The sequence below is a fragment of the Mesorhizobium prunaredense genome (assembly GCF_900156895.1).
Taxonomy (GTDB): Bacteria; Pseudomonadota; Alphaproteobacteria; order Rhizobiales; family Rhizobiaceae; genus Mesorhizobium; species Mesorhizobium prunaredense.
Window position 1 is genome coordinate 260,555 of the sequence record NZ_FTPD01000001.1, and the last position, 19,694, is coordinate 280,248.

Here is a 19,694-nt window from a genome sequence, read left to right on the forward strand (position 1 = left end):
GCCGGCAGGCGGATGAGGGACAGCGCAAAACGACAGCGTTTAGAGTCGGTTGCGGGAGGCTTTTAACCCTCTTTCTTGGTCACGGCGACGCGCAGCGACAATTCGCGAAGCTGCTGCGGACTGGCTTCCGACGGCGCGCTCATCAACAGATCATAGGCCTGCTGGTTCATCGGGAACATCGTCACTTCGCGCAGGTTCCTGGCACCGACCAGCAGCATGACGACGCGGTCGATGCCGGCCGCCATGCCGCCATGCGGCGGTGCGCCATACTGGAAGGCGCGGTAGAGGCCGCCGAAGCGCTCCTCGACCGTCTCGCGATTGAGCCCGACAGTCTCGAATGCCTTGACCATGGTTTCCGGCAGATGGTTGCGGATGCCGCCGCTAGCGATCTCGAAACCATTGCAGACCATGTCATATTGAAACGCCTTGATGCCGAGCAAATCGTCGCCGTTGAGCGCATCGATGCCGCCTTGCGGCATCGAGAACGGGTTGTGGGCGAAATCGATCTTTTTCTCGTCCTCGTTCCATTCGAAGAAGGGAAAGTCGATGATCCAGCACAGTTCGAAACGGTCGCGATCGACCAGGTTCAGTTCCTCGCCGGCGCGGGTGCGCGCCGCGCCCGCGAACGAGACGAATTTTTTCGGGTCGCCGGCGACGAAGAAGGCGGCGTCGCCATCGGCAAGCCCGAGTTGGAGGCGGATCGCCTCAGTGCGCTCCTCGCCGATGTTCTTGGCGAGCGGGCCAGCGCCTTCGAGCTTTTCGCCCTCCTTGCGCCAGAAGATGTAGCCGAGACCCGGCTGGCCCTCGCCTTGCGCCCAGGAATTCATCCGGTCGCAGAAAGCGCGTGATCCGCCGGTCCTGGCCGGAATGGCCCAGACCTCGGCCTTCGGGTCGTTGGCAAGGATGTTGGCGAACACCTTGAAGCCGGACTCGCGAAAATGGTCGGAGACCGCCTGCATCTCGATCGGGTTGCGCAGGTCGGGCTTGTCGGTGCCGTATTTGCGCATGGCGACGTCATAGGCGATGCGCGGAAACTCCTGCGTCACCGGCTTGCCGGCGGCAAAGGTCTCGAACACGCCCCGCATCACCGGCTCCATTGTCGCCAGAACGTCGTCCTGCTCAACGAAGCTCATTTCCAAGTCGAGCTGGTAGAATTCGCCCGGCAGGCGGTCGGCGCGCGGGTCCTCGTCGCGGAAGCAAGGCGCTATCTGGAAGTAACGGTCGAAGCCCGACACCATGATCAATTGCTTGTATATCTGCGGCGCCTGCGGCAGCGCGTAGAAGGTGCCGGGATGGATACGTGACGGCACCAGGAAATCGCGCGCCCCTTCGGGCGACGAAGCGGTCAGGATTGGGGTCGAGAATTCGGTGAAGCCGACCTCGCCCATGCGCTTGCGCATCTCGGCGATGATCTTCGTGCGCGCCACGATGTTCTTGTGCAGCGTGTCGCGGCGCAGATCGAGGAAGCGGTATTTGAGACGGATGTCCTCGGGATAGTCCGGCTCGCCGAACACCGGCAGTGGCAGTTCCTTGGCCGCCGACAGGACTTCGATCTCGCGCGCGAAAACCTCGATTTCGCCGGTCGGCAAATTGGCGTTCGCGGTCTCCGCCAGACGGGCCTTGACCTCGCCGTCGACGCGGATGACCCATTCGCCGCGCACCGTCTCGGCAATCTTGAAAGCCGGCGAATCCGGGTCAGCGACGATCTGGGTCAGGCCATAGTGGTCGCGCAAATCGATGAACAGCAGGCCGCCATGATCGCGCACGCGATGCACCCAGCCCGACAGGCGAACGGAAGAGCCGACGTCGCTCTTCCTCAACTGGGCACAGGTATGGCTGCGGTAACGATGCATTGTCATTGGTAAGTCCGGATGTTGATTGCGGCCAAGGCATGATGGCCCGGCCCGAAAATTTGCGCGAAAAGCACATGAGAGGCCGGCTTTGTCAAGGCAGGCGACGCCCGGGCAGCATCTTGATTCGCAGTTCGGCTTCGACCCTAAGCGGTCATCGCTCGGAACAAGCCGTGATCCAACATCAACCGCCCATGGCGGTCATCGGGTGAAGGGCGCACTACCGCCAAGCGTAGCAACCCCGCACACAACAGCGGGATCGCGACGAAGTCCACATGATTCCACCACTCGTCGGGACGGTAGGTTCGAGGCCGATACGAGCTCATAAATGTGCGTCGCATGCAGATCGCGAAACACACTGACGACCATGCGAGCGTTGATGTAATTGCCAAGCCCTCGGCCCCTCTGCGATTGCGCGACCGCAACCAGCCCGCCCCATGCATATCGGTGATAGGCGCTATGGGAATTGTGAGCCAGGTAGCCATGCGCGGTTGCCACGACGATCCCCGCCTTGTCACCCACTATTACCGTCGTCGCCGGCCCCAGGGTTCCGGCAAGCAGCGACCCCGAAAACGGCACCACGCCCGACGCTGCCATGAAGGCCTGGATGCGGATCGTATACTCACCATCCGGCTCGGCCGGCATGTCTTGATCGAGAAGTCCATCGGGCAATCCCCGGCCGATAATTGCCTCCGATGCCGCCAGGGCACTTGCCCGGTCGGCGGAGAATACGTCCCAGGAATCGAAACGGAAGCCCCCCTTGGCCAATCGCGACTTGAGCTCATCCGCCTTGCTTGCAGGTATCATACGAAAGCCGCAGATCCCGTCGCGATTGAGTATCTTGTCGATCAGCTCCCACCCGAACCGGTCGGGATCGTCGCATCCCATAGTGCGCCCGGTTTGGCACGCGCCGGGGGTTGCATTGATGAAGTCGACACTCGCCTCAGCTTGAGCTTGCAGACGCTGCTGAACCTCTGTGCCGAAATAGCCTGACATGGGAAGCCCCCTGCGTGACGTGCCCGATGGAGTATAGCAAGCACGACGGAATATACAGCCAAGCTGTTTCCTGCTGGAACCTGCCGGGGCACTTCAGGGTATGGCGCGGCGCAGGCGGGATTTTAGGCCTCGTTGTTCCGAAGCGACCTTCGCGCTGCGGCTGACGGAGGCGACCGGTATCTTCCGCTTTGATCGTGATCAGCGTGGTCAAGCCGTGTACAATGGTCGTCACATTGGCCGGAGGACTACCATGCGCATTCGCATATTGACTGCCCTGGTGATGCTGCTTGTCGGCACCTGCGCATTTGCACACGCACAGACAAAGCCGATGTCCATCGAGGTGTTTCCATTCGAATTGGAAGACAAGAGCGCTGGCGCAGGAATAATTCCGCCGGATGAACACGATAGGCGCTATCTGTCCGAGTCGGCACAAATGGCGAAGGACATGCTCTCCCAGTCAGGACGTTTTACAGTGGTTGATGTGCCAGCCGGGGATAAGCAGGCGGTGGCGCCGCACGGATTGCGCAATTGCGGCGGCTGTGAAAGCAAGATCGCCAAAGAGCACGGCGCGTCCCTTGCCTTGCTAGGCGTCGTAACGCGCGTCAGCCGAACAGAGCATACGATGTTCATTCGCATCCTCGACGCTGAAACCGGGAACCCTGTTTCGCAGGGTTTTACCGATCTGCGCATGGGTGCGAATTACGCGTGGCCCCGCTCCGTCAAATGGCTGATGACAAACAGAATTCTTCGGTAGGCAGCAAGCCACCAGAGTGCGCCATCGGGAGCGCGAAGGATTCCCAGCTAAAATCAAACTGAGACATTGATAGCCGGCGCTGGCCTGCTAACCGCCGGGAATTGCCGCTGGCATTGGCGTGGGCGATGGTTCAAGAAGGATCAACGACAGGCCTTCCTTCATGTCCTCCATGCGCCCGCTGATCCCGCTCCTTATTGCCGCCGGCATCCTGCTCGGCGGCAACGGCCTGCAGAGCACTTTGATCGCGCTGCGCGGGGCGCAGGAGGGGTTTTCGGCCTCAACCATCGGCCTGATGGGGACGTTCTATTTCGCCGGCTTCCTGCTCGGCTGCCTCGCCGTCACCCGCATCATGAAGGCCGTCGGCCATGTGCGCGCGTTTTCCGCGCTGGCGGCGATCGCTTCGGCCGGAACATTGCTTTTGGTGCTGGTCGTCGATCCGGTCATGTGGTGCGCGTTGCGCCTCGCCGGCGGCTTCTGCTTCGCCGGCCTGTTCACCATCATGGAAGCCTGGCTCAATTCCGGGGCCGCCAACAAGGACCGCGCGCGGGTGCTGGCCATCTACCGGATGGTCGACATCGGTTCGGTCACCGGCGCACAGTTCCTGATCCCGATCGTCGGCGCCGGCGGTTTCGCCATCTTCGCCGTCATGTCGATCATGATCACGCTCTCGCTGGTGCCGGTGTCGCTTGGCGATCGCTCCAACCCGACCCCGCCCGAAGACGTCAAGCTCGACCTCGCCCGCGTCTGGCGGATCTCGCCGCTCGGCTGCTTCGGCTGCATTGCCGTCGGCGTCACCAACAGCGCTTTTCGCACATTGTCGCCGGTCTATGCCGAACAGATCGGCATGTCGGTCACCGACGTCGTCACCTTCGTCAGCGTCGGCATCTTCGGCGGCGCCATCATCCAGTATCCGCTCGGCTATCTGTCCGACCGCTGGGACCGGCGTTCCGTGCTGCTGATAACGACGTGCTGCGCGCTTCTGGCGTCGCTGGCGCTGGTGTTCTGGGCGCGCAGCGACCCGTCCCTCAACTTCGTGATCGTCTTCATCTTCGGCTGCTTCGCCATGCCGCTCTATTCGCTGTCGGCGGCGCACTCGAACGACCGCGCCGACAAGGGCGAGTTCGTGCTGATCAACGCGGCGCTGATGCTGTTCTATTCCTTCGGCGCCATTGGCGGGCCGTTCGCCGCCTCGACGGCGATGCAGTATTTCGGGCCAAGCGCGCTGTTCGTGTTCACCGCCACCGTCTACGCCATCTTCGTCGTCGTCATCCTGTACCGGATGCAGGTGCGATCGGGCGTGCCGGCCGGCCATCGCAGCCGTTTCATCGGCCTTTTGCGCACATCGACGGTGTTCGCCCGGCTGGCCAAGCGCAACGATGATTCCGACGGGCCTGCCAAGCAATGATGGCGGCCCGCCAGGTCTTGAAACCCCGACAGCGGCTTGACGAAAGCCCGCGCGGCTGAAATTGAAGGATACCTTACACTTTGCCAAAAGCGATTTGATGCACGTCATCACTACCCAAAAAGAACTCGAGACCGCTCTCGCCGCGTTCGAAAAGTCGGATTTCGTCACCGTCGACACCGAATTCATTCGCGAGACGACCTTTTGGCCGATCCTCTGCCTGATCCAGATGGCGGCACCCGGGGTGACGGCGTTGATCGATCCGCTGTCACCCGATATCGACCTGAAGCCGTTCTTCAGGCTGATGGCCAACGAGGCGGTCGTCAAAGTCTTCCATGCGGCGCGCCAAGACATCGAAATCATCGTTCATCTCGGCGATCTGGTGCCGCATCCGGTGTTCGACACCCAGGTGGCAGCGATGGTTTGCGGCTTTGGCGACAGCGTCTCCTATGACCAGCTCGTCCAAAAAATCACCGGCGCCCGGCTCGACAAGTCCTCACGTTTCACCGACTGGCGCCACCGGCCGCTTTCCGAAAAACAGCTCGACTACGCGCTTGCCGATGTCACCCATCTGATCGAGGTCTACCAGCACCTCAGCGCCGAGCTGGTGCGGGAAAACCGCGCCCACTGGCTGAACGAGGAGATGGACGTGCTGACCGCCCGCGAAACCTACGATCCACATCCGGAGGACGCCTGGAAGCGGCTGAAGATGCGGCTGCGCAAGCCGCAGGAGCTGGCGATCGTGCAAGCGGTGGCGGCATGGCGCGAGCGTGAGGCGCGCGAACGCGACGTGCCGCGCGGCCGGGTGCTCAAGGACGACGCCATCTACGAGGTGGCGCAGCAGGCGCCGCGCGATGCGGCAGCACTCGGCAAGCTGCGCACCACGCCGAAAGGCTGGGAACGCTCGGCGACGGCAACGGCGCTGCTTGGCGCGGTCAACAGCGCGCTTGCCTTGCCCAGGGAAGAGATGCCGAAGCTGCCGAAGAGTTTTCAGCCGCCCGAAGGCTCGAATGCCGCCGCTGAATTGCTGAAAGTGCTGTTGCGGATCGTCGCCGAAAAGGAGGGCGTCGCTTCGAAGGTGCTGGCCTCAAGCGACGACATCGACCGCATCGCCGCCGAGGGCGAAGACGCCGACGTGCCGGCCTTGCAAGGCTGGCGACGCGCCGTGTTCGGCGAGGCGGCGCTCAAACTGGTGCGCGGCGAGCTCGCCATCAAGTTCGACAAGCGCAAGATCGCGCTGTTCGATTTGTAGCGTCTGCATTTCGAGCGACACAGTAGAATCGTTCGGACGCCGGCGGGACAGCGACCCCCTCTGGCCTGCCGGCCATCTCCCCCTCAAGGGCCCCACTTGGGGGAGATCGGCCGCCATCTCGCCTTTCGCCAATCTTCAACGTCGCAGGAGTAAGCGGAGCGCTGAAAACTGCGAATCTCCCCCCTCGTGGGGGAGATGTCCGGCAGGACAGAGGGGGGGCGAAGGATCTCGACACCGGCTCTATGCCGCTCATGGTGACGACGTGCGGCGCTGTAAGTCCTTACGCCCGCTGTTTCTGAGCGGCCAGGTGGAAAACTGCGATGACGGTCACCGGCATCGCCAGAAGTGCGAATTTGGTGACGATCAGCGCCGAGGCGAAGGACAGCGAGTCCGGATTGGCCGACAGGAAATCGGAGAGCATGCGGGCCACGGAGATGTTCTGCGCATAATCGGCAAGCGTGTAGGGCAGCACCAGGACGAGCGCGAACAGCGACTGGAGTTGGGCGGACAGAGCCCGGAAGTTCTTCAGCCGCCGCCCGGCGGCAAGGATCAGGCTGACCAATGTCAGCGACAGCAGCGCCGGGAACAGCAGGTCGAAGGTCAGGTAATGCCAGACCAGGATGATCTCGCTGCCGCGACGGCCGAGTGCCGTCAGCCAGGCCATGCCCTCGTCCGGGGTGAACCCGGCAAAGCGCAAATCGAGCGACGGCAGGCCGCCGCTCAGTTGGCGGAAATAGAGGAACTCCATCGCCGTCATGGTGACGAAAACCGCCGCGCAGACAAAGCAAAGCGCGGCAGCGTGGCGCGACAGCCGCAGCATCATTGCCGCCAGGCTTCGTGCGAGCTGGTTAGGCTCCGCCGGGGTAATTCGGGCTTTCGCGGGTGATCGTGACGTCATGGGCGTGGCTTTCACGAAGTCCGGCGTTGGATATGCGTACAAAGGTGGCGCGATCGCGGAAATCGGCAAGGTCGCGCCCGCCGACATAACCCATAGCGGCTTTCAAGCCGCCGGCAAGCTGGTGCAGCACGCCGGACACAGGTCCTTTGTAAGGCACCTGCCCTTCGATGCCTTCCGGCACCAGTTTCAGCGTGTCGCGAACCTCGGCCTGGAAATAGCGGTCGGCGGAGCCGCGCGCCATGGCGCCGACCGACCCCATGCCGCGATAGGCTTTGAACGAGCGGCCCTGGTGCAGATAGACTTCGCCCGGGCTCTCGTCGGTGCCGGCCAGTAGCGACCCGATCATGGCGGCACTGGCGCCGGCGGCGAGGGCCTTGGCGAGATCGCCGGAATATTTGATGCCGCCGTCGGCGATGACCGAGACGCCCGATTTCTGCGCCGTCTCGACCGCCGACATGATCGCCGAAAGCTGCGGCATGCCGACGCCGGCGACGATGCGGGTGGTGCAGATGGAACCCGGCCCGATGCCGACCTTGACGGCGTCGGCGCCGGCATCGATCAGCGCCAGCGTGCCTTCCGATGTGGCGACGTTGCCGGCCAGGATGCGAACCGAATTGGACAGTTTCTTGGCCCGCGTCACCGCATCGAGCACGCGTTGCGAGTGACCATGCGCGGTGTCGATTACCAAAAGGTCGACGCCGGCATCGATGAGCCGCTCGGCGCGCTCAAAACCGTCATCGCCGACGCTGGTGGCGGCCGCCGCGCGCAGGCGCCCCTGCACGTCCTTGGTGGCGTGCGGGTTGAGCTGCGACTTCTCGATGTCCTTGACGGTGATCAATCCGACGCAATTGCCGCCGCTATCGACCACGACCAGCTTTTCGATGCGGTGCTGGTGCAGGAGCCGCTTGGCCTCGTCCTGATCGACATTTTCCTTGACCGTGATCAGGTTCTCACGGGTCATCAGCTCGTAGACTTTCTGGCCCGGGTCGGAAGCGAAGCGCACGTCGCGGTTGGTCAGGATGCCGACCAGCCGGCCGACCGTGTGCCCGCCAGCGCCGCCATTCTCGACCACCGGAATGCCCGAGATGCTATAGGTGCGCATCAGCCCCAAGGCGTCGGCGAGCGTCGCATCGGGGCCAATGGTGACGGGGTTCACCACCATGCCGGATTCGAATTTCTTGACTTGCCGCACCTGCTCGGCCTGTTCGGCCGGCGAGAAATTGCGGTGGATGACGCCGATGCCGCCGGCCTGGGCCATGGCGATGGCCAGACGCGCCTCGGTGACGGTATCCATGGCGGCGGACAGGATCGGCACGTTGAGGTCGATGTCGTCGGCAATGCGGGTGCGGATATCGGTTTCGCCGGGCATGACCTCGGAATGACCCGGCTGCAACAGCACGTCGTCAAAGGTCAGCGCCAATGCGCCCGTGGACGTCTCGATAATCTTTGCCATGGCCAGCCCTCGGAATGCATGAAAAGCGCTGGACCGGATGGACAGCGCCGACTCGTCTTCTTCCCTTTCAGGATTGGCGCTGGCTCGTAACACGTCCCGTCGCCGTTGAAAAGCCGATTGCTTGTGCACGACAGGGCGACGCCGCCGCCTCACCTGCCTGCCGGCATCCTGTCCCCGTATAGCGACGGGGAGAGGAACTCCTTCGCAAAGGATTTCGCCAACCTCCAGCGTCGCAGAAAGCGTGCCAAGGTTGCGGCCAGCCTCTTCTCCCCGTCACTATACGGGGAGAAGTGCCCGGCAAAGCGATGAGGGGCGGTGCCGACGTCGAGAATTGGCAGGGGGCTTTTGCTGAAGTGATTGGCACATCTGTCTTGCTTTGTGACGGCAACACAAATGTGACAGCAAGTTAAGGCGACATCCAACGCAACCCGTGGTAACCGCCCTGCGTATCGGCTTGCCCCCCTGGGCCCGGCAATCGGCGGCAACATTCGAATCCGGACGCGTTCCATGAACCGCACCATTCCGCTTATCCTGGCGGTCGCCCTTTTCATGGAAAACATGGATTCGACCGTTATCGCAACGTCGCTGCCGGCGATCGCCGTCGACCTCCAGACCAGCCCGGTGGCCCTCAAGCTGGCGCTGACCGCCTATCTGGTGTCGCTGGCGGTGTTCATTCCAATCAGCGGCTGGATGGCCGACCATTTTGGCGCCAAGACCGTGTTTCGCGCCGCAATTGCCGTGTTCATAGTCGGTTCGGTCGCTTGCGCGATGTCCAATTCGCTGCCGGCCTTCGTGGTCTCACGCTTCCTGCAAGGCATTGGCGGGGCCATGATGACGCCGGTGGGAAGGCTTGTGCTGGTGCGCGCCACGCCGAAGAGCGAACTCGTCGCCGCGATGTCGTGGCTGACCGTTCCGGCATTGGTCGGGCCGCTCGTCGGGCCGCCGGTCGGCGGTTTCATCACCACCTATTTCAGCTGGCACTGGATCTTCCTGATCAATGTGCCGATCGGGTTGATCGGCATCTGGCTGGCAACGCGCTTCCTGCCGGAGACCGGCCCGGCGCAGACGCCGCCGCTCGACTTCATCGGCTTCGTGCTGAGCGGCCTGGCGGCATCGGGCATCGTTTTCGGCCTCTCGGTGGTCAGCCTGCCGGCTTTGCCGCCGATTGCCGGCTTCCTCACCGTGGCTGTCGGGCTGGTTTCAGCCGTGCTTTACCTCCTGCATGCGCGTCGCGCCAAAAATCCGCTGCTGGCGCTCGAGCTGTTCCGGAACCAGGTGTTCCGCGCCTCGGTCCTCGGCGGCGGGCTGTTTCGCATCGGCATCGGCGCCGTGCCCTTCCTTTTGCCGCTGATGTTCCAGATCGGCTTCGGGCTGACGCCGTTCCAGTCGGGAATGACCACCTTCGTGGCGGCGATCGGCGCCATCGGCATGAAATTCGTCACCGCGCTGATCTTCCGGGTCGCCGGCTTCCGCCGCGTACTGATCTTCGGCTCGTTGGTCGCGGCAGCGTCGATTGCCATCAACGGCCTGCTCACGCCCGAGACGCCGTATCTGCTGATCCTCGCCGCCTTGCTCGCCGGCGGCTTCATCCGCTCGATGTTCTTCACCGGCATCAACGCGCTAGCCTATGCCGAGATTTCGACCGCCGACACCAGCAGGGCAACGCCGATCGCCGCAGTGTTCCAACAACTGTCGATCGCGCTCGGCGTGGCGCTGGCCGGCGGCATCCTGGAAGTGTCGACGACAATCGATGGCGGGCCGCTGACGCTGAGCGACTTCCACATCGCGTTCTTCATCGTCGCGGCGGTGTCGGCCGCCGCATCGCTGTCGTTCATGCGGCTGGCGCCCGATGCCGGCAACGCCGTATCGGGACATGGCGGGCTGACGGCGCCGAAGACGCTGGAGGTGTCTGGTCCGCAGGGCGGTTGAGGAGTGGTGGAGAACGCAGTAACGCAGAACGAGAACCGTGGCGATCCTTCCCACCCCCCTCTGTCCTGCCGGACAGAGGGGGTGCGGTCCCTCGAGCGTTAAAAAGCTAAGGCAGCCTAACCCTTGAAATCCTTCGCCAGCAGATAAAGCTCTACCGACTCATCGCGCGAGGCCGGCGGTTTGACGTGATGGACCGAGCGGAAATTCTGCTTGAGCCTGGCGAGCAATTCGTTCTCGGCGCCGCCCTGGAAAGTCTTGGCGAGGAAATGGCCGCCCGGCTTCAGCACCGACAGGGCGAAATCGGCGGCCACCTCGCACAGATACATGGTGCGGATGTGATCGGTCCGGCGATGGCCGGTGGTGGGTGCGGCCATGTCGGACAAAACGATGTCCGGTTGGCCGCCGAGCGTTTCGGCGAGCTTTTCCGGCGCCTGCGGGTCGAGAAAATCCATCAACAGCACCGGCGCGCCGGGCACCGCGTCCATCTCCAGATAGTCGATGCCGACGACATGCGGGTGTTCGGCCGTCGATTTCGTGCGCGCGGCGGCGACCTGGCACCAGCCGCCGGGTGCCGCGCCAAGGTCGATGACTTTCATGCCGGTCTTGAGCAGATGGTGCTTGTCGTCGATCTCGATCAGCTTGTAGGCGGCGCGCGAGCGGTAGCCGTCGGCCTTGGAGCGCTGGACATAAGGGTCGTTGATGTGGCGCTGCAGCCAGCGGCGCGACGATTCCTTCAGGCCGCTTTTCTTCTTGATCCGCGTCTTCAACACGCGAATGCCGGCAGAGCCTGGTTTTTCCGGTTTCTTGGTCATTGCATGACTTCTTGTTTGAGCATGAACTCCAGCGAAAACCGGTTGCCACTTTTCGCGGACGCGGCCCTTCGGTTCGGGATCGGGATCATGCTCTGCCCCGCCCATTGTTGCGCCAGACACCGTCGTCGGCCATCAATTCGCTCAATATGCCCTCGCGCAGGCCGCGGTCGGCGACGCGCAGCCGCTCCGACGGCCACACCGCACGGATCGCTTCCAGGATGGCGCAGCCGGCCAGCACCAGATCGGCGCGATCGGCGCCGATGCAAGGATTGGCGACGCGCTGCTGAAAATCCCAGCCGACCAGTTTTTCGACCATGCGGTCGACGCTGTCGCGGTCCATCCACAGCCCGTCGACGCGGCGGCGGTCGTAGCGGTCCAGGTCGAGGTGGACGCCGGCCAGCGTCGTCACCGTGCCCGAGGTGCCGAGCAGGTGGAATTTCGGGCTGGCGAGCACGTGGCTCAGCCGGTCGCGCCCGTCGAAGGCGTGCAGGCGCACAGCGACATCCTCGACCATAGCGGCAAAGATCTCACGGGTGACGGCGCGGCCGCCGAAGCGCTCGGCCAGCGAGACGACGCCGACCGGCAGCGATGTCCAGGAGACGATGTGGTTGGCGAGCCTCGGCGAGCGGTGGCCGGTGAGATCGATCAGCGCGATTTCCGAGGAGCCGCCGCCGATGTCGAACAGGACGACGCCTTGCGTGTCGCGGTCGACCAGCGAGCCGCAGCCCGACACCGCCAGCCGCGCCTCGGTCTGGCGGTCGATGATCTCGAGTTTTAACCCCGCCTCGCGCTCGACGCGGTCGAGGAACTCGGCGCCGTTCGCGGCCGTGCGACAGGCTTCGGTGGCGATCAGCCGGGCCTTCCGGATCTTGCGGTTGCGCAATTTGTCGCCGCAGATCTTCAGCGCCTCGACCGCACGGTCCATCGCCGGCTGCCCGAGCCGGCCATTGGCGGTGAGGCCCTCGCCCAGCCTGACGATGCGCGAGAAAGCGTCGATGACGCGGAACTGGCCGTGGCGCGTCGGCACCGCCACCAGCAGCCGGCAATTGTTGGTCCCGAGATCGAGTGCGGCAAACACCGGCAGTTCCTGCAGCGGCGGGCGGCGAGCGCCCGGCTCCGGCCGGCCTGGCGCAACCGACGGCAAAGCCGCGACGATCGCCTCGGCCGGGCGGCTGCCTGGAGCGCTGACGGCAGCCGCCGCCACTCCGGGCGCAGCGAGGCGAGCGTCGTCGCGCGCGAAAACCTTGCGGCCGCGCCGGCGTTTGCGCCGCTTCCTGGTCTTGGCCTTCTGGCCATTCTGATGCTGGGACGCGTCGCCTGCCTGTCCGTGACCGGACCAAGGCTGCACCGGACGGCGATTCTGCCGGCCGGCGGGTGGGCTTGCCTGGCCCGAAGGCGGCGGCGAAGCCCTGGACACGCCCACTTCCGGCGCGCCGGCGCCGGTGTCGTGGTCTTCCACTTCAGTTCCTTCCGGCGCCGCGCGAACCGGAGACCGGACGCAGCAGGCGCTTTCATGTGTTCTAAGTTGCCACCAGACTAGCAGCGCCGGGCCGGATCACCAAGAGCGCAGGGGTCGAATTTTGTCGGCGGCATTGTCTCGCCGCTCCGCTCGGCCCGATGATGGCGGGACAGCGCCCCCCCTCTGTCCTGCCCTCTTTGCCAAAACTTGGCATCTCCCCCACTTGGGGGGAGATCGGCCGTCACCGCCGCTTTCGCCAATCCCTACCGTCGCAGAAACGGGCGGAGCGCCAAAGCTGCCAATCTCCCTCCTTGTGGGGGAGATGTCCGGCAGGACAGAGGGGGGCGCGAAGGATCGTCAGCCTTTCCTTCTCCCGCAGCAGCGCGCCTTCGCAGTTGAATAGCCGGCTTCGATAAGGCATTTCTGAAATGGCGGGGATGAAACATTCGAAATCGCGGGTAGTTTTCCTGACGCGAACCGAAAGGGCAACGGGGCTGCAACGCATGATCGTCACGCCATGAACTGGAGGCGCTATTTCTGGCCGGTCGTCGGCGTTGCGGCGGTCGCCTTCTCGCTATGGCTGCTGCTGCACGAGCTGCGCGGCATTTCGCTCGACGACGTCTGGGACGGCATCGTCGCCATCCCTGCCCGCGGCTGGGTGCTCGCCGCGTTGAGCTCGGTCATCGCCTATGCGTCGCTGGCCGGCTACGACCACATCGCGCTCCTGCATATCGGCAAGAAAGTGTCGTGGCTGTTCGTCAGCCTGTGCTCCTTCACCACGTATGCACTGTCGCACAATATCGGCGGCTCGGTATTTTCAGGCGCGGTGATCCGCTACCGCGCCTATGGAACCAGGGGGCTGACCGGACAGGACGTCGGCATTCTGGTGGCGATCTGCTGGATTACATTCGTGCTGTCGACGGTGTGGGTTTCAGGCATCGTTCTGGTGCTCGCGCCGGAGATCGTCGACCGTTTTTCCGGCACGCCGCATCATCGGCTTTCGCAGGCCGCGGGCCTCGCCATGCTGCTCTTGGTGGCAGCCTATGTCTTCGGCAGCTGGCTGCATCTCAGGCCACTGAAGATCGGCAGCTTCCAGGTCCATTATCCGGCCTTGCCGATCGTCGCGCGGCAATTGCTGATCGGCCCGATCGAGCTTTTGGCAGCGGCGGCGATCATCTTCTTCGCCCTGCCCGTATCCGGTAACCCCGGCTATTTCGTCGTGCTCGGCGTCTTCCTGGTGTCGTTCTCGGTCGCCCAGATCTCGCATGCGCCGGGCGGGCTCGGCGTGTTCGAGGTCGTCTTTCTCGCCGGACTTTCGCACATGGACCCGGTCGGCGTGCTGGCAGCACTGCTGGTGTTCCGGCTGTTCTACCTGATCATCCCGCTGGTGATAGCGCTTGGCGTGGTGCTGTATTTTGAGCACTCGCAGCTTGGGCGGGGTGGGAATTGAAATGCCTTCGGCAGGCTTGACTATTTTCCGGCGGCGGCTACAAGGCACGCGCGGCGACATTGTCGCCCTGCCGCGTGGTTTTCAACAGCCGCGCCTGCTGGGGAATAGGTTAACGGTAGACCCACGGACTCTGACTCCGTTAGTCCTGGTTCGAATCCAGGTTCCCCAGCCACTAATTTCATCGATTAAATCAGGCACTTAGCAGAGCGCGCGCGACGGGAGCGTGTTGCATGGATTTTCCTATCCTGTAGCACGTGAAGACGAACTTCAGCGTTGTCCGCGCGGCTTGCCTATAAGTTCTAATTGCTGCCCACTGCAGCGCGATTAGGTCCTGTACCGCCTGCGTAAGCGACCCGTTTTTTGCCTTGCCGTAAGCGTTCGGCCCAGTGTCGGCGTATAGATCTGCCCGAGTGGGATTGTCATTATATTAGCCTGAGCGCATATTGATGATGCAGAGACCCTCCTCGTGGCTCTGTAATTAGTGAAAAGAGAAATAATTCTCGTGTTGTTCAAATACTTTTAGCCTCACGAAACAATAAGATTTGGAGGAATGCCCCATGAAAGTGACTGTATTGGCAAACTACGCACCCCATGCTGCTAAAGGATTGATGCAGGGCTCAGACCGGGAAGCTGCCATCAAGGCGCTTTTTGAAAGCGTCGGCGGCAAAGTGGCCAGCATGATGTTTACTCGCGGCATCTATGACATCGTCATCAACGGTGAGGTTCCGGACCAATCTGCTGGGATGGGCCTAACCCTAGCAGTGCGGGCAAGCGGCTCGGTGAACGACCTCGTCGTTCTTGAAGAACTTGATATGAAAGCCGTGCTCGCGGCCGCCAACAAGGCTGCCGGCGCTTACACGCCCGCCGGGTGATTTGGCACCATTAAACACATGGCAGCACGGTTTCATTTGATACGCCGTGCTGCCTTCCGTGCCCCCCTATTTGGCCATCTTCCTATAAGTCGAACAGGTCATCCCTCACGGAGGTCGACCAAGTCGGGACGGTTGTTTCTCGGTTGCCGACATCGCGACCGATCTTCCACATCGTCATCAACTCTTCCGGAAACGGCTGCATGACGCGCGGGCTTACGCGGCTGCCTTAAGCCCCTGCGCCGGCACATAGTTGAGTACCGGCCCGAGCCAGCGCTCGACCTCGGCTAGCGGCATGGCCTTGCGGCGCGTATATTCCTCGACCTGGTCGCGCTCGACATTGGCCACGCCGAAATAATAGCTTTCGGGATGCGACAGGTAGATGCCGGACACGGAGGAGCCCGGCCACATCGCAAAGCTTTCAGTCAGGCTGACGCCGGCGTTGCGCTCGCCGTCGAGCAGGCGGAACAGCGTCGCCTTCTCGGTGTGATCGGGCTGCGTCGATAGCCGGCGCCGGGCCGATGCCGAGATAGGGATCGCCGATCAACTCGTCCAGGGCCCGGGTCTCATCGGGTGCATAGGCCCCCAGAACTCCTCTGCCGTGATCGGCCAATCTCCAAATCCTAAGACTCAAAGCGTAGCGCTATTCTATGACGTGAGGCGTATGCGCCTATACTCTACCCAACCGGAGCGGTTCATCCAAAATCCGTTTCGTGCGCAGACGCCGAGATCGAACAAAGGCCTTTAGTCCGTCGGCATCCAACGCCTGCCCGAAGGCATAACCCTGCAGTATGTCGCAGCCCAAGCTCTTGAGTGTCTGTGCGTGCTCCATCGTCTCGACACCCTCCGCTACGACCTCGATACCCAGGGATTTGCCGATTTCAATGATCGACGAGACGACCTGCCTTCGTTGCGGCGACTTGACAATTGGAATGACCAGTTGGCGATCTATCTTCAACCGGCGAGGCTGCAGCTTGAGCAAGCTGACTATAGAGGCGTAGCCCGTGCCAAAATCGTCTATTTCGATGTCAATGCCGAGTTCCTTTATCTGCTCAAGATTCCAGGTAACAAAATCATCATTTTCGTCGAGGAAAATTGACTCGACGAGCTCGAATGCAACCGTTCCCTTCTTGATATTTAGCTTCCTAAGATTCTTTATGAGTTCCTCATCCTGAAGGCGGCGTGCCGAAACGTTGACTGACACCCGCGGAATGTGAAGATTCGCAGCAGACCACCCTTCGAGATCCAAAAGCGATTGCTCTAATATGTTTCGATCGATGATCGAGACGACATTCAATTCTTCCGCAATCCTTAGGAAGACGTCGGGCGCCAAAATGCCCTTCTCCGGATGTCGCCATCGCGCCAGCGCCTCAACCCCAACAATTTCAAGCGTTTTTGCGTCAAATTGCGGCTGGTAGAAGGGAATGAACTCGTTGCGCTCAAGGCCGCCGAGAATTTCGTCGGCAATCCGTTTTGTGTCGACGATCTCGCTTTGCATCGCCTCGGTGAAGAACTCGTATCGATTGCGCCCACGACTCTTTGCTCGGTAAAGCGCGATGTCAGCGTTGACCAGCAGGTGTTTGGCTTCGACATCTTTTCCGTTATCGACTGCAATTCCCACGCTCACGCCAAAACGGCATCGATGGCCCTGATAGTAGACCGGTTCTCGCATCTGGCAGATGACGCGGTCAGCGAGCAGCGCCAGTTGCTTGATATCGTCATGCACTACGCACAGGACGATGAATTCGTCTCCTCCGATCCGAGCGACGAATCCCTCACCATCGACCTTGGATCGGAGGACGGTTGAGGCGTGAACAAGCATTGCGTCGCCTGCGGCGTGGCCAAGCGTATCGTTGATGTGCTTGAACCGATCCAGATCAATGTGAAGCAGTGCCGCATACCCGCCGGTCCGCCTGGCGTTTGCCGCGTAATCTTCCAGCACCTGGTCGAGGTAACGCCGGTTGGGCAAACCGGTCAGCGAATCGTGGAGCGCTATGTGCTCTATGCGCGCCTTGGCCGACTCGAGTTCTGCATTTTTCGACTCGGAAAGCTGTTTTGCGCGAATCAGGTCCTTGTTTAGCAGGACATCGGCTGTCACATCCCATTCGGCGCCAATCATTTTTGGGGTGTCGTTTGCGGCCCGGTAAATTATCGCCTTGGATCGGACATGGCGAATCTCGCCATCCGGCCGAATAATCCGGTATTCCGACAAATATGGCCCGCCGCCGGCCGTCGCGCGGTCGAAATCGGCGTTGGCGCCGGCCAAATCATCCGGGTGGATTGCTCCCGCCCAGTCCAGGTAGCCGCGGCGCTCCCCAGCTGGTTTGCCGTATATTTCATTGACGCGGTCGTCCCAGGTAAGTTCGTTGATCGCGAGATCGTGTTCCCAAACGCCGATAGCCGACGCTTCCAGAGCGAGTTCCAGGCGTCTCGACAATCGACTCAGTTCCGCATAGTTGCGCTGTCTCTCGCCAATCAGGCGACCGGTAACCAGGAATGGGATCACAACCAACGCCCCGGCCACCGCCATGATGGCGCGCAAGAACCACGCGTTGTCGGGCGTCGAAGGCCAGCCGTTTTTGGGAATGGCTGCGATCCGCCACGAACCGGACGGGAGCAGAACGTCGGCTGTCACCGGATTGCTTTTGGCGACGCGCTCATTGCCGAAGAATTGCTCTCCGCCTGGACCGAGAGCGTCCTTACCGATCAGCGCTACGTCAATCCCGAGATCATCGTCAAGCAGGCCGCTCGCCTTATAAAGGCGCTGAACGTCGACAACGGCCGAAATGATGCCCCAGAACCTTTCGGTGTTGCCCGCACTGCGTACAAAGACCGGAATACGGCCGACGAAGCCCTGCCCTCCCTGCCTCAAGTCGACGGGACCGGCAAGAACTAGCTCGCGCTCGTCTCGCGCCCTTAGCGCGGCCACACGCTGCCGCTCGTCCTTGCGGTAATCGAGGCCTATCGCCTTGTCGTTGCCCTCGATCGGGTACATCAGAGAAATGACCAGATCGGGCGCGCCGGCAATATTCTTCAATTGCGAGGCCCTGCCAAACAGGTTGCTCGCCAGCGAGGCGAAGCGTTGCTGTCCCATATAGGGCTCAGTCACGACTGCCGCGACCAGTCCCTGCACCAGATGAAGGTTTCCGTTGATGTTGCCTTCAAGCTTGGCACGGATAACATTGACCTTGGCCAGGACATCCGCTCGGGCGGCTTGATCCGAGACGACTTTGTTCTGGTGGTCCGCGAACGCTGCACCAACGGCAATAACGATCACCGCCATTGCCGCCGGGATATTTGCCGACGAAAAAACGGCCTTCTTGATACCGCCGAACCTAGCGCGGAAAAGAGCCAATAGGCGATTCCTCAGATGCTATTCAGGTTCTGGGCCAACCCGACCAAGGTATATTAGCTATCAATGTTTAATTTTGACCTTCACGGGTCCTAAAATTTTTGCACCTTCCAACCGCCTGAGGTGGCCGGAGTGGCTGACACGGACCTGCGGCTCCGGCTGACGATTTAAAGCGCGTCGCGGCTGAATGGAATCATGCGACGCGCTTTAAGTTTTTGTCTTTATGCATGTCGTTATCGCAAACCGCTGCGCACCCTCGGGTCACGCCCCGAGGGCACGCTTTTGCGCGACATGCATTAGTGGCCCTCAATTGCCTTGGCGGTAACCAGGTAGGGTATCTTGCCGACGCTACGCTTCGTCGCGCCAATGGAATAGGCCATTGGAATCTTGGGAGAGTTCTCTGGCAAGCCGTACATATCCTTGCCGGCCCTCACGGCAAATGAAAAGTGCTGCCACGAAACCGTGTCATGCTCATTGAGAAAATCCAGCGTCAGCCCAGCTGAAATCAGCGCGTTCACCACGTCGCTGACCGGATGAATCCACTCATAGTAGCGCGGATGTTTCAAGATGCGGTCGTCGCCGGTATAGGTGAGTTCCTCGTTCCATGCGAGTGGTCGGGCTATTGGCGTTCGCCAGTCATGCTTGAACTCCAGCGCCGCAGCCTTGCGGTCACACTGGAACATCAACGGATGGCCCTCGGCGAGATAGAGCCGGCCGCCGGGCCGCAGGAGATCGGCAACCACCCGCGCCCAGCGGAACACGTCGTCAAGCCAGTTTACCGAACCCCAGGTAACGTAAGCGATGTCAAAGGTCCGGCCAAGCGCTTCGACTGCCTCGAACAGTGGCGCCTCCACGAAGCGCACGTCAGTGCCTGCCTTTGCAGCGAAGTCCCGCGCCGCTGCGATCGCCGTCGGTGAAAAGTCGAGGCCGGTCACGCTGCCCGCGCCCAGATTCTTCAAGCTGATTGTGTCGAGCCCGATATGGCATTGCAAATGGACGATATCCTTGCCGACAATGTCACCGACCTCGCGCGTTTCCAGCTCATAGAGATTGGATCCGCCAGCCAACACATTTTCTATGTGGTAGCTGCCCGTCGTGTCGGTCGAATGCAGCTCGGCCCGATCATCCCAATTAAGGCGGTTCGCCCCCAGAAACGGTTCCAAATTGCCCCCCAGTCCCCAAGACTAATATATGGTAAACAGAACGTTAATATACCTT

General features: G+C 61.9%; 14 protein-coding genes, 1 tRNA gene and 1 pseudogene. 7 read left to right on the plus strand and 9 right to left on the minus strand.

Going from position 1 to position 19,694, the window contains the following annotated elements; genetic code table 11:
- Positions 1 to 62: 62 nt before the first annotated feature.
- Both aspS and BQ8794_RS01345 read right to left on the minus strand, forming a co-directional pair.
- On the minus strand, positions 63 to 1,853 hold the full coding sequence (gene aspS / locus BQ8794_RS01340) for an aspartate--tRNA ligase (RefSeq protein WP_167378590.1): 1,791 nt from the start codon (positions 1,851 to 1,853) through the stop codon (positions 63 to 65).
- 198 nt (positions 1,854 to 2,051) lie between these two features.
- Positions 2,052 to 2,846, minus strand: a complete 795-nt coding sequence (locus tag BQ8794_RS01345) for a GNAT family N-acetyltransferase (RefSeq protein WP_077371991.1) — start codon at positions 2,844 to 2,846, stop codon at positions 2,052 to 2,054.
- Between the two features lie 250 nt (positions 2,847 to 3,096).
- Here BQ8794_RS01345 and BQ8794_RS01350 point away from each other — a divergent pair, with 250 nt between their 5' ends.
- The 3 genes from BQ8794_RS01350 to rnd all read left to right on the plus strand — a co-directional run bounded on the left by BQ8794_RS01350 (position 3,097) and on the right by rnd (position 6,254).
- On the plus strand, positions 3,097 to 3,600 hold the full coding sequence (locus BQ8794_RS01350) for a DUF3280 domain-containing protein (protein ID WP_077372459.1): 504 nt from the start codon (positions 3,097 to 3,099) through the stop codon (positions 3,598 to 3,600).
- Positions 3,601 to 3,760: 160 nt separating this feature from the next.
- Positions 3,761 to 5,005: an MFS transporter gene (locus tag BQ8794_RS01355; RefSeq protein ID WP_077372462.1), complete on the plus strand. Its 1,245-nt coding sequence runs from the start codon at positions 3,761 to 3,763 to the stop codon at positions 5,003 to 5,005.
- A 97-nt stretch (positions 5,006 to 5,102) separates the two neighbouring features.
- Positions 5,103 to 6,254 (plus strand): ribonuclease D, encoded by a 1,152-nt coding sequence (gene rnd, locus BQ8794_RS01360; RefSeq protein WP_077371994.1) that lies wholly within the window; start codon positions 5,103 to 5,105, stop codon positions 6,252 to 6,254.
- A 280-nt stretch (positions 6,255 to 6,534) separates the two neighbouring features.
- On the opposite strand, the gene BQ8794_RS01365 is transcribed toward rnd, so the two are convergent.
- Both BQ8794_RS01365 and guaB read right to left on the minus strand, forming a co-directional pair.
- Positions 6,535 to 7,077 carry a hypothetical protein gene (locus BQ8794_RS01365; RefSeq protein WP_167378583.1) on the minus strand — a complete coding sequence of 181 codons (543 nt, stop codon included), beginning with the start codon at positions 7,075 to 7,077 and terminating at the stop codon, positions 6,535 to 6,537.
- Between the two features lie 25 nt (positions 7,078 to 7,102).
- Positions 7,103 to 8,605, minus strand: coding sequence for an IMP dehydrogenase (guaB, locus tag BQ8794_RS01370; RefSeq protein ID WP_077372001.1), 1,503 nt, complete (start codon positions 8,603 to 8,605; stop codon positions 7,103 to 7,105).
- A 507-nt stretch (positions 8,606 to 9,112) separates the two neighbouring features.
- On the opposite strand from guaB, the gene BQ8794_RS01380 reads away from it, so the two are divergent.
- The gene (locus BQ8794_RS01380) at positions 9,113 to 10,534 is read left to right on the plus strand and encodes an MFS transporter (protein WP_077372004.1); all 1,422 of its coding nucleotides are present in this window, start codon (positions 9,113 to 9,115) and stop codon (positions 10,532 to 10,534) included.
- A 116-nt stretch (positions 10,535 to 10,650) separates the two neighbouring features.
- On the opposite strand, the gene BQ8794_RS01385 is transcribed toward BQ8794_RS01380, so the two are convergent.
- Positions 10,651 to 11,346: an RlmE family RNA methyltransferase gene (locus BQ8794_RS01385; RefSeq protein WP_077372007.1), complete on the minus strand. Its 696-nt coding sequence runs from the start codon at positions 11,344 to 11,346 to the stop codon at positions 10,651 to 10,653.
- Between the two features lie 85 nt (positions 11,347 to 11,431).
- On the minus strand, positions 11,432 to 12,805 hold the full coding sequence (locus BQ8794_RS01390) for a Ppx/GppA phosphatase family protein (protein WP_077372010.1): 1,374 nt from the start codon (positions 12,803 to 12,805) through the stop codon (positions 11,432 to 11,434).
- A gap of 517 nt (positions 12,806 to 13,322) precedes the next feature.
- Here BQ8794_RS01390 and BQ8794_RS01395 point away from each other — a divergent pair.
- The 3 genes from BQ8794_RS01395 to BQ8794_RS01405 all read left to right on the plus strand — a co-directional run bounded on the left by BQ8794_RS01395 (position 13,323) and on the right by BQ8794_RS01405 (position 15,127).
- Positions 13,323 to 14,255 (plus strand): lysylphosphatidylglycerol synthase domain-containing protein, encoded by a 933-nt coding sequence (locus tag BQ8794_RS01395; protein WP_077372014.1) that lies wholly within the window; start codon positions 13,323 to 13,325, stop codon positions 14,253 to 14,255.
- A gap of 98 nt (positions 14,256 to 14,353) precedes the next feature.
- Positions 14,354 to 14,427, plus strand: a tRNA-Gln gene (locus tag BQ8794_RS01400).
- A 385-nt stretch (positions 14,428 to 14,812) separates the two neighbouring features.
- The gene (locus BQ8794_RS01405; protein WP_077372017.1) at positions 14,813 to 15,127 is read left to right on the plus strand and encodes a GYD domain-containing protein; all 315 of its coding nucleotides are present in this window, start codon (positions 14,813 to 14,815) and stop codon (positions 15,125 to 15,127) included.
- A 213-nt stretch (positions 15,128 to 15,340) separates the two neighbouring features.
- Here the strand turns inward: BQ8794_RS01405 and BQ8794_RS01410 are convergent.
- The 3 genes and pseudogenes from BQ8794_RS01410 to BQ8794_RS01420 form a co-directional block, all read right to left on the minus strand.
- Positions 15,341 to 15,718 (minus strand): annotated as a pseudogene (locus BQ8794_RS01410) (vitamin B12 dependent-methionine synthase activation domain-containing protein); the annotation flags it as partial.
- A 76-nt stretch (positions 15,719 to 15,794) separates the two neighbouring features.
- Entirely contained in the window at positions 15,795 to 18,407 is a 2,613-nt protein-coding gene (locus tag BQ8794_RS01415) for a bifunctional diguanylate cyclase/phosphodiesterase (RefSeq protein WP_077372465.1), read from the minus strand.
- Between the two features lie 365 nt (positions 18,408 to 18,772).
- On the minus strand, positions 18,773 to 19,546 hold the full coding sequence (locus BQ8794_RS01420) for a class I SAM-dependent methyltransferase (RefSeq protein ID WP_244554825.1): 774 nt from the start codon (positions 19,544 to 19,546) through the stop codon (positions 18,773 to 18,775).
- Between the last annotated feature and the right edge of the window lie 148 nt (positions 19,547 to 19,694).

What these genes read in the sequence shown, in the direction of transcription:
- aspS (WP_167378590.1), bottom strand. Translation starts at nt 1,853, where the DNA reads ATGCATCGTTACCGCAGCCATACCTGTGCCCAGTTGAGGAAGAGCGAC.
- BQ8794_RS01345 (WP_077371991.1), bottom strand. Translation starts at nt 2,846, where the DNA reads ATGTCAGGCTATTTCGGCACAGAGGTTCAGCAGCGTCTGCAAGCTCAA.
- BQ8794_RS01350 (WP_077372459.1), top strand. Translation starts at nt 3,097, where the DNA reads ATGCGCATTCGCATATTGACTGCCCTGGTGATGCTGCTTGTCGGCACC.
- BQ8794_RS01355 (WP_077372462.1), top strand. Translation starts at nt 3,761, where the DNA reads ATGTCCTCCATGCGCCCGCTGATCCCGCTCCTTATTGCCGCCGGCATC.
- rnd (WP_077371994.1), top strand. Translation starts at nt 5,103, where the DNA reads ATGCACGTCATCACTACCCAAAAAGAACTCGAGACCGCTCTCGCCGCG.
- BQ8794_RS01365 (WP_167378583.1), bottom strand. Translation starts at nt 7,077, where the DNA reads ATGATGCTGCGGCTGTCGCGCCACGCTGCCGCGCTTTGCTTTGTCTGC.
- guaB (WP_077372001.1), bottom strand. Translation starts at nt 8,605, where the DNA reads ATGGCAAAGATTATCGAGACGTCCACGGGCGCATTGGCGCTGACCTTT.
- BQ8794_RS01380 (WP_077372004.1), top strand. Translation starts at nt 9,113, where the DNA reads ATGAACCGCACCATTCCGCTTATCCTGGCGGTCGCCCTTTTCATGGAA.
- BQ8794_RS01385 (WP_077372007.1), bottom strand. Translation starts at nt 11,346, where the DNA reads ATGACCAAGAAACCGGAAAAACCAGGCTCTGCCGGCATTCGCGTGTTG.
- BQ8794_RS01395 (WP_077372014.1), top strand. Translation starts at nt 13,323, where the DNA reads ATGAACTGGAGGCGCTATTTCTGGCCGGTCGTCGGCGTTGCGGCGGTC.
- BQ8794_RS01405 (WP_077372017.1), top strand. Translation starts at nt 14,813, where the DNA reads ATGAAAGTGACTGTATTGGCAAACTACGCACCCCATGCTGCTAAAGGA.
- BQ8794_RS01415 (WP_077372465.1), bottom strand. Translation starts at nt 18,407, where the DNA reads ATGGCGGTGATCGTTATTGCCGTTGGTGCAGCGTTCGCGGACCACCAG.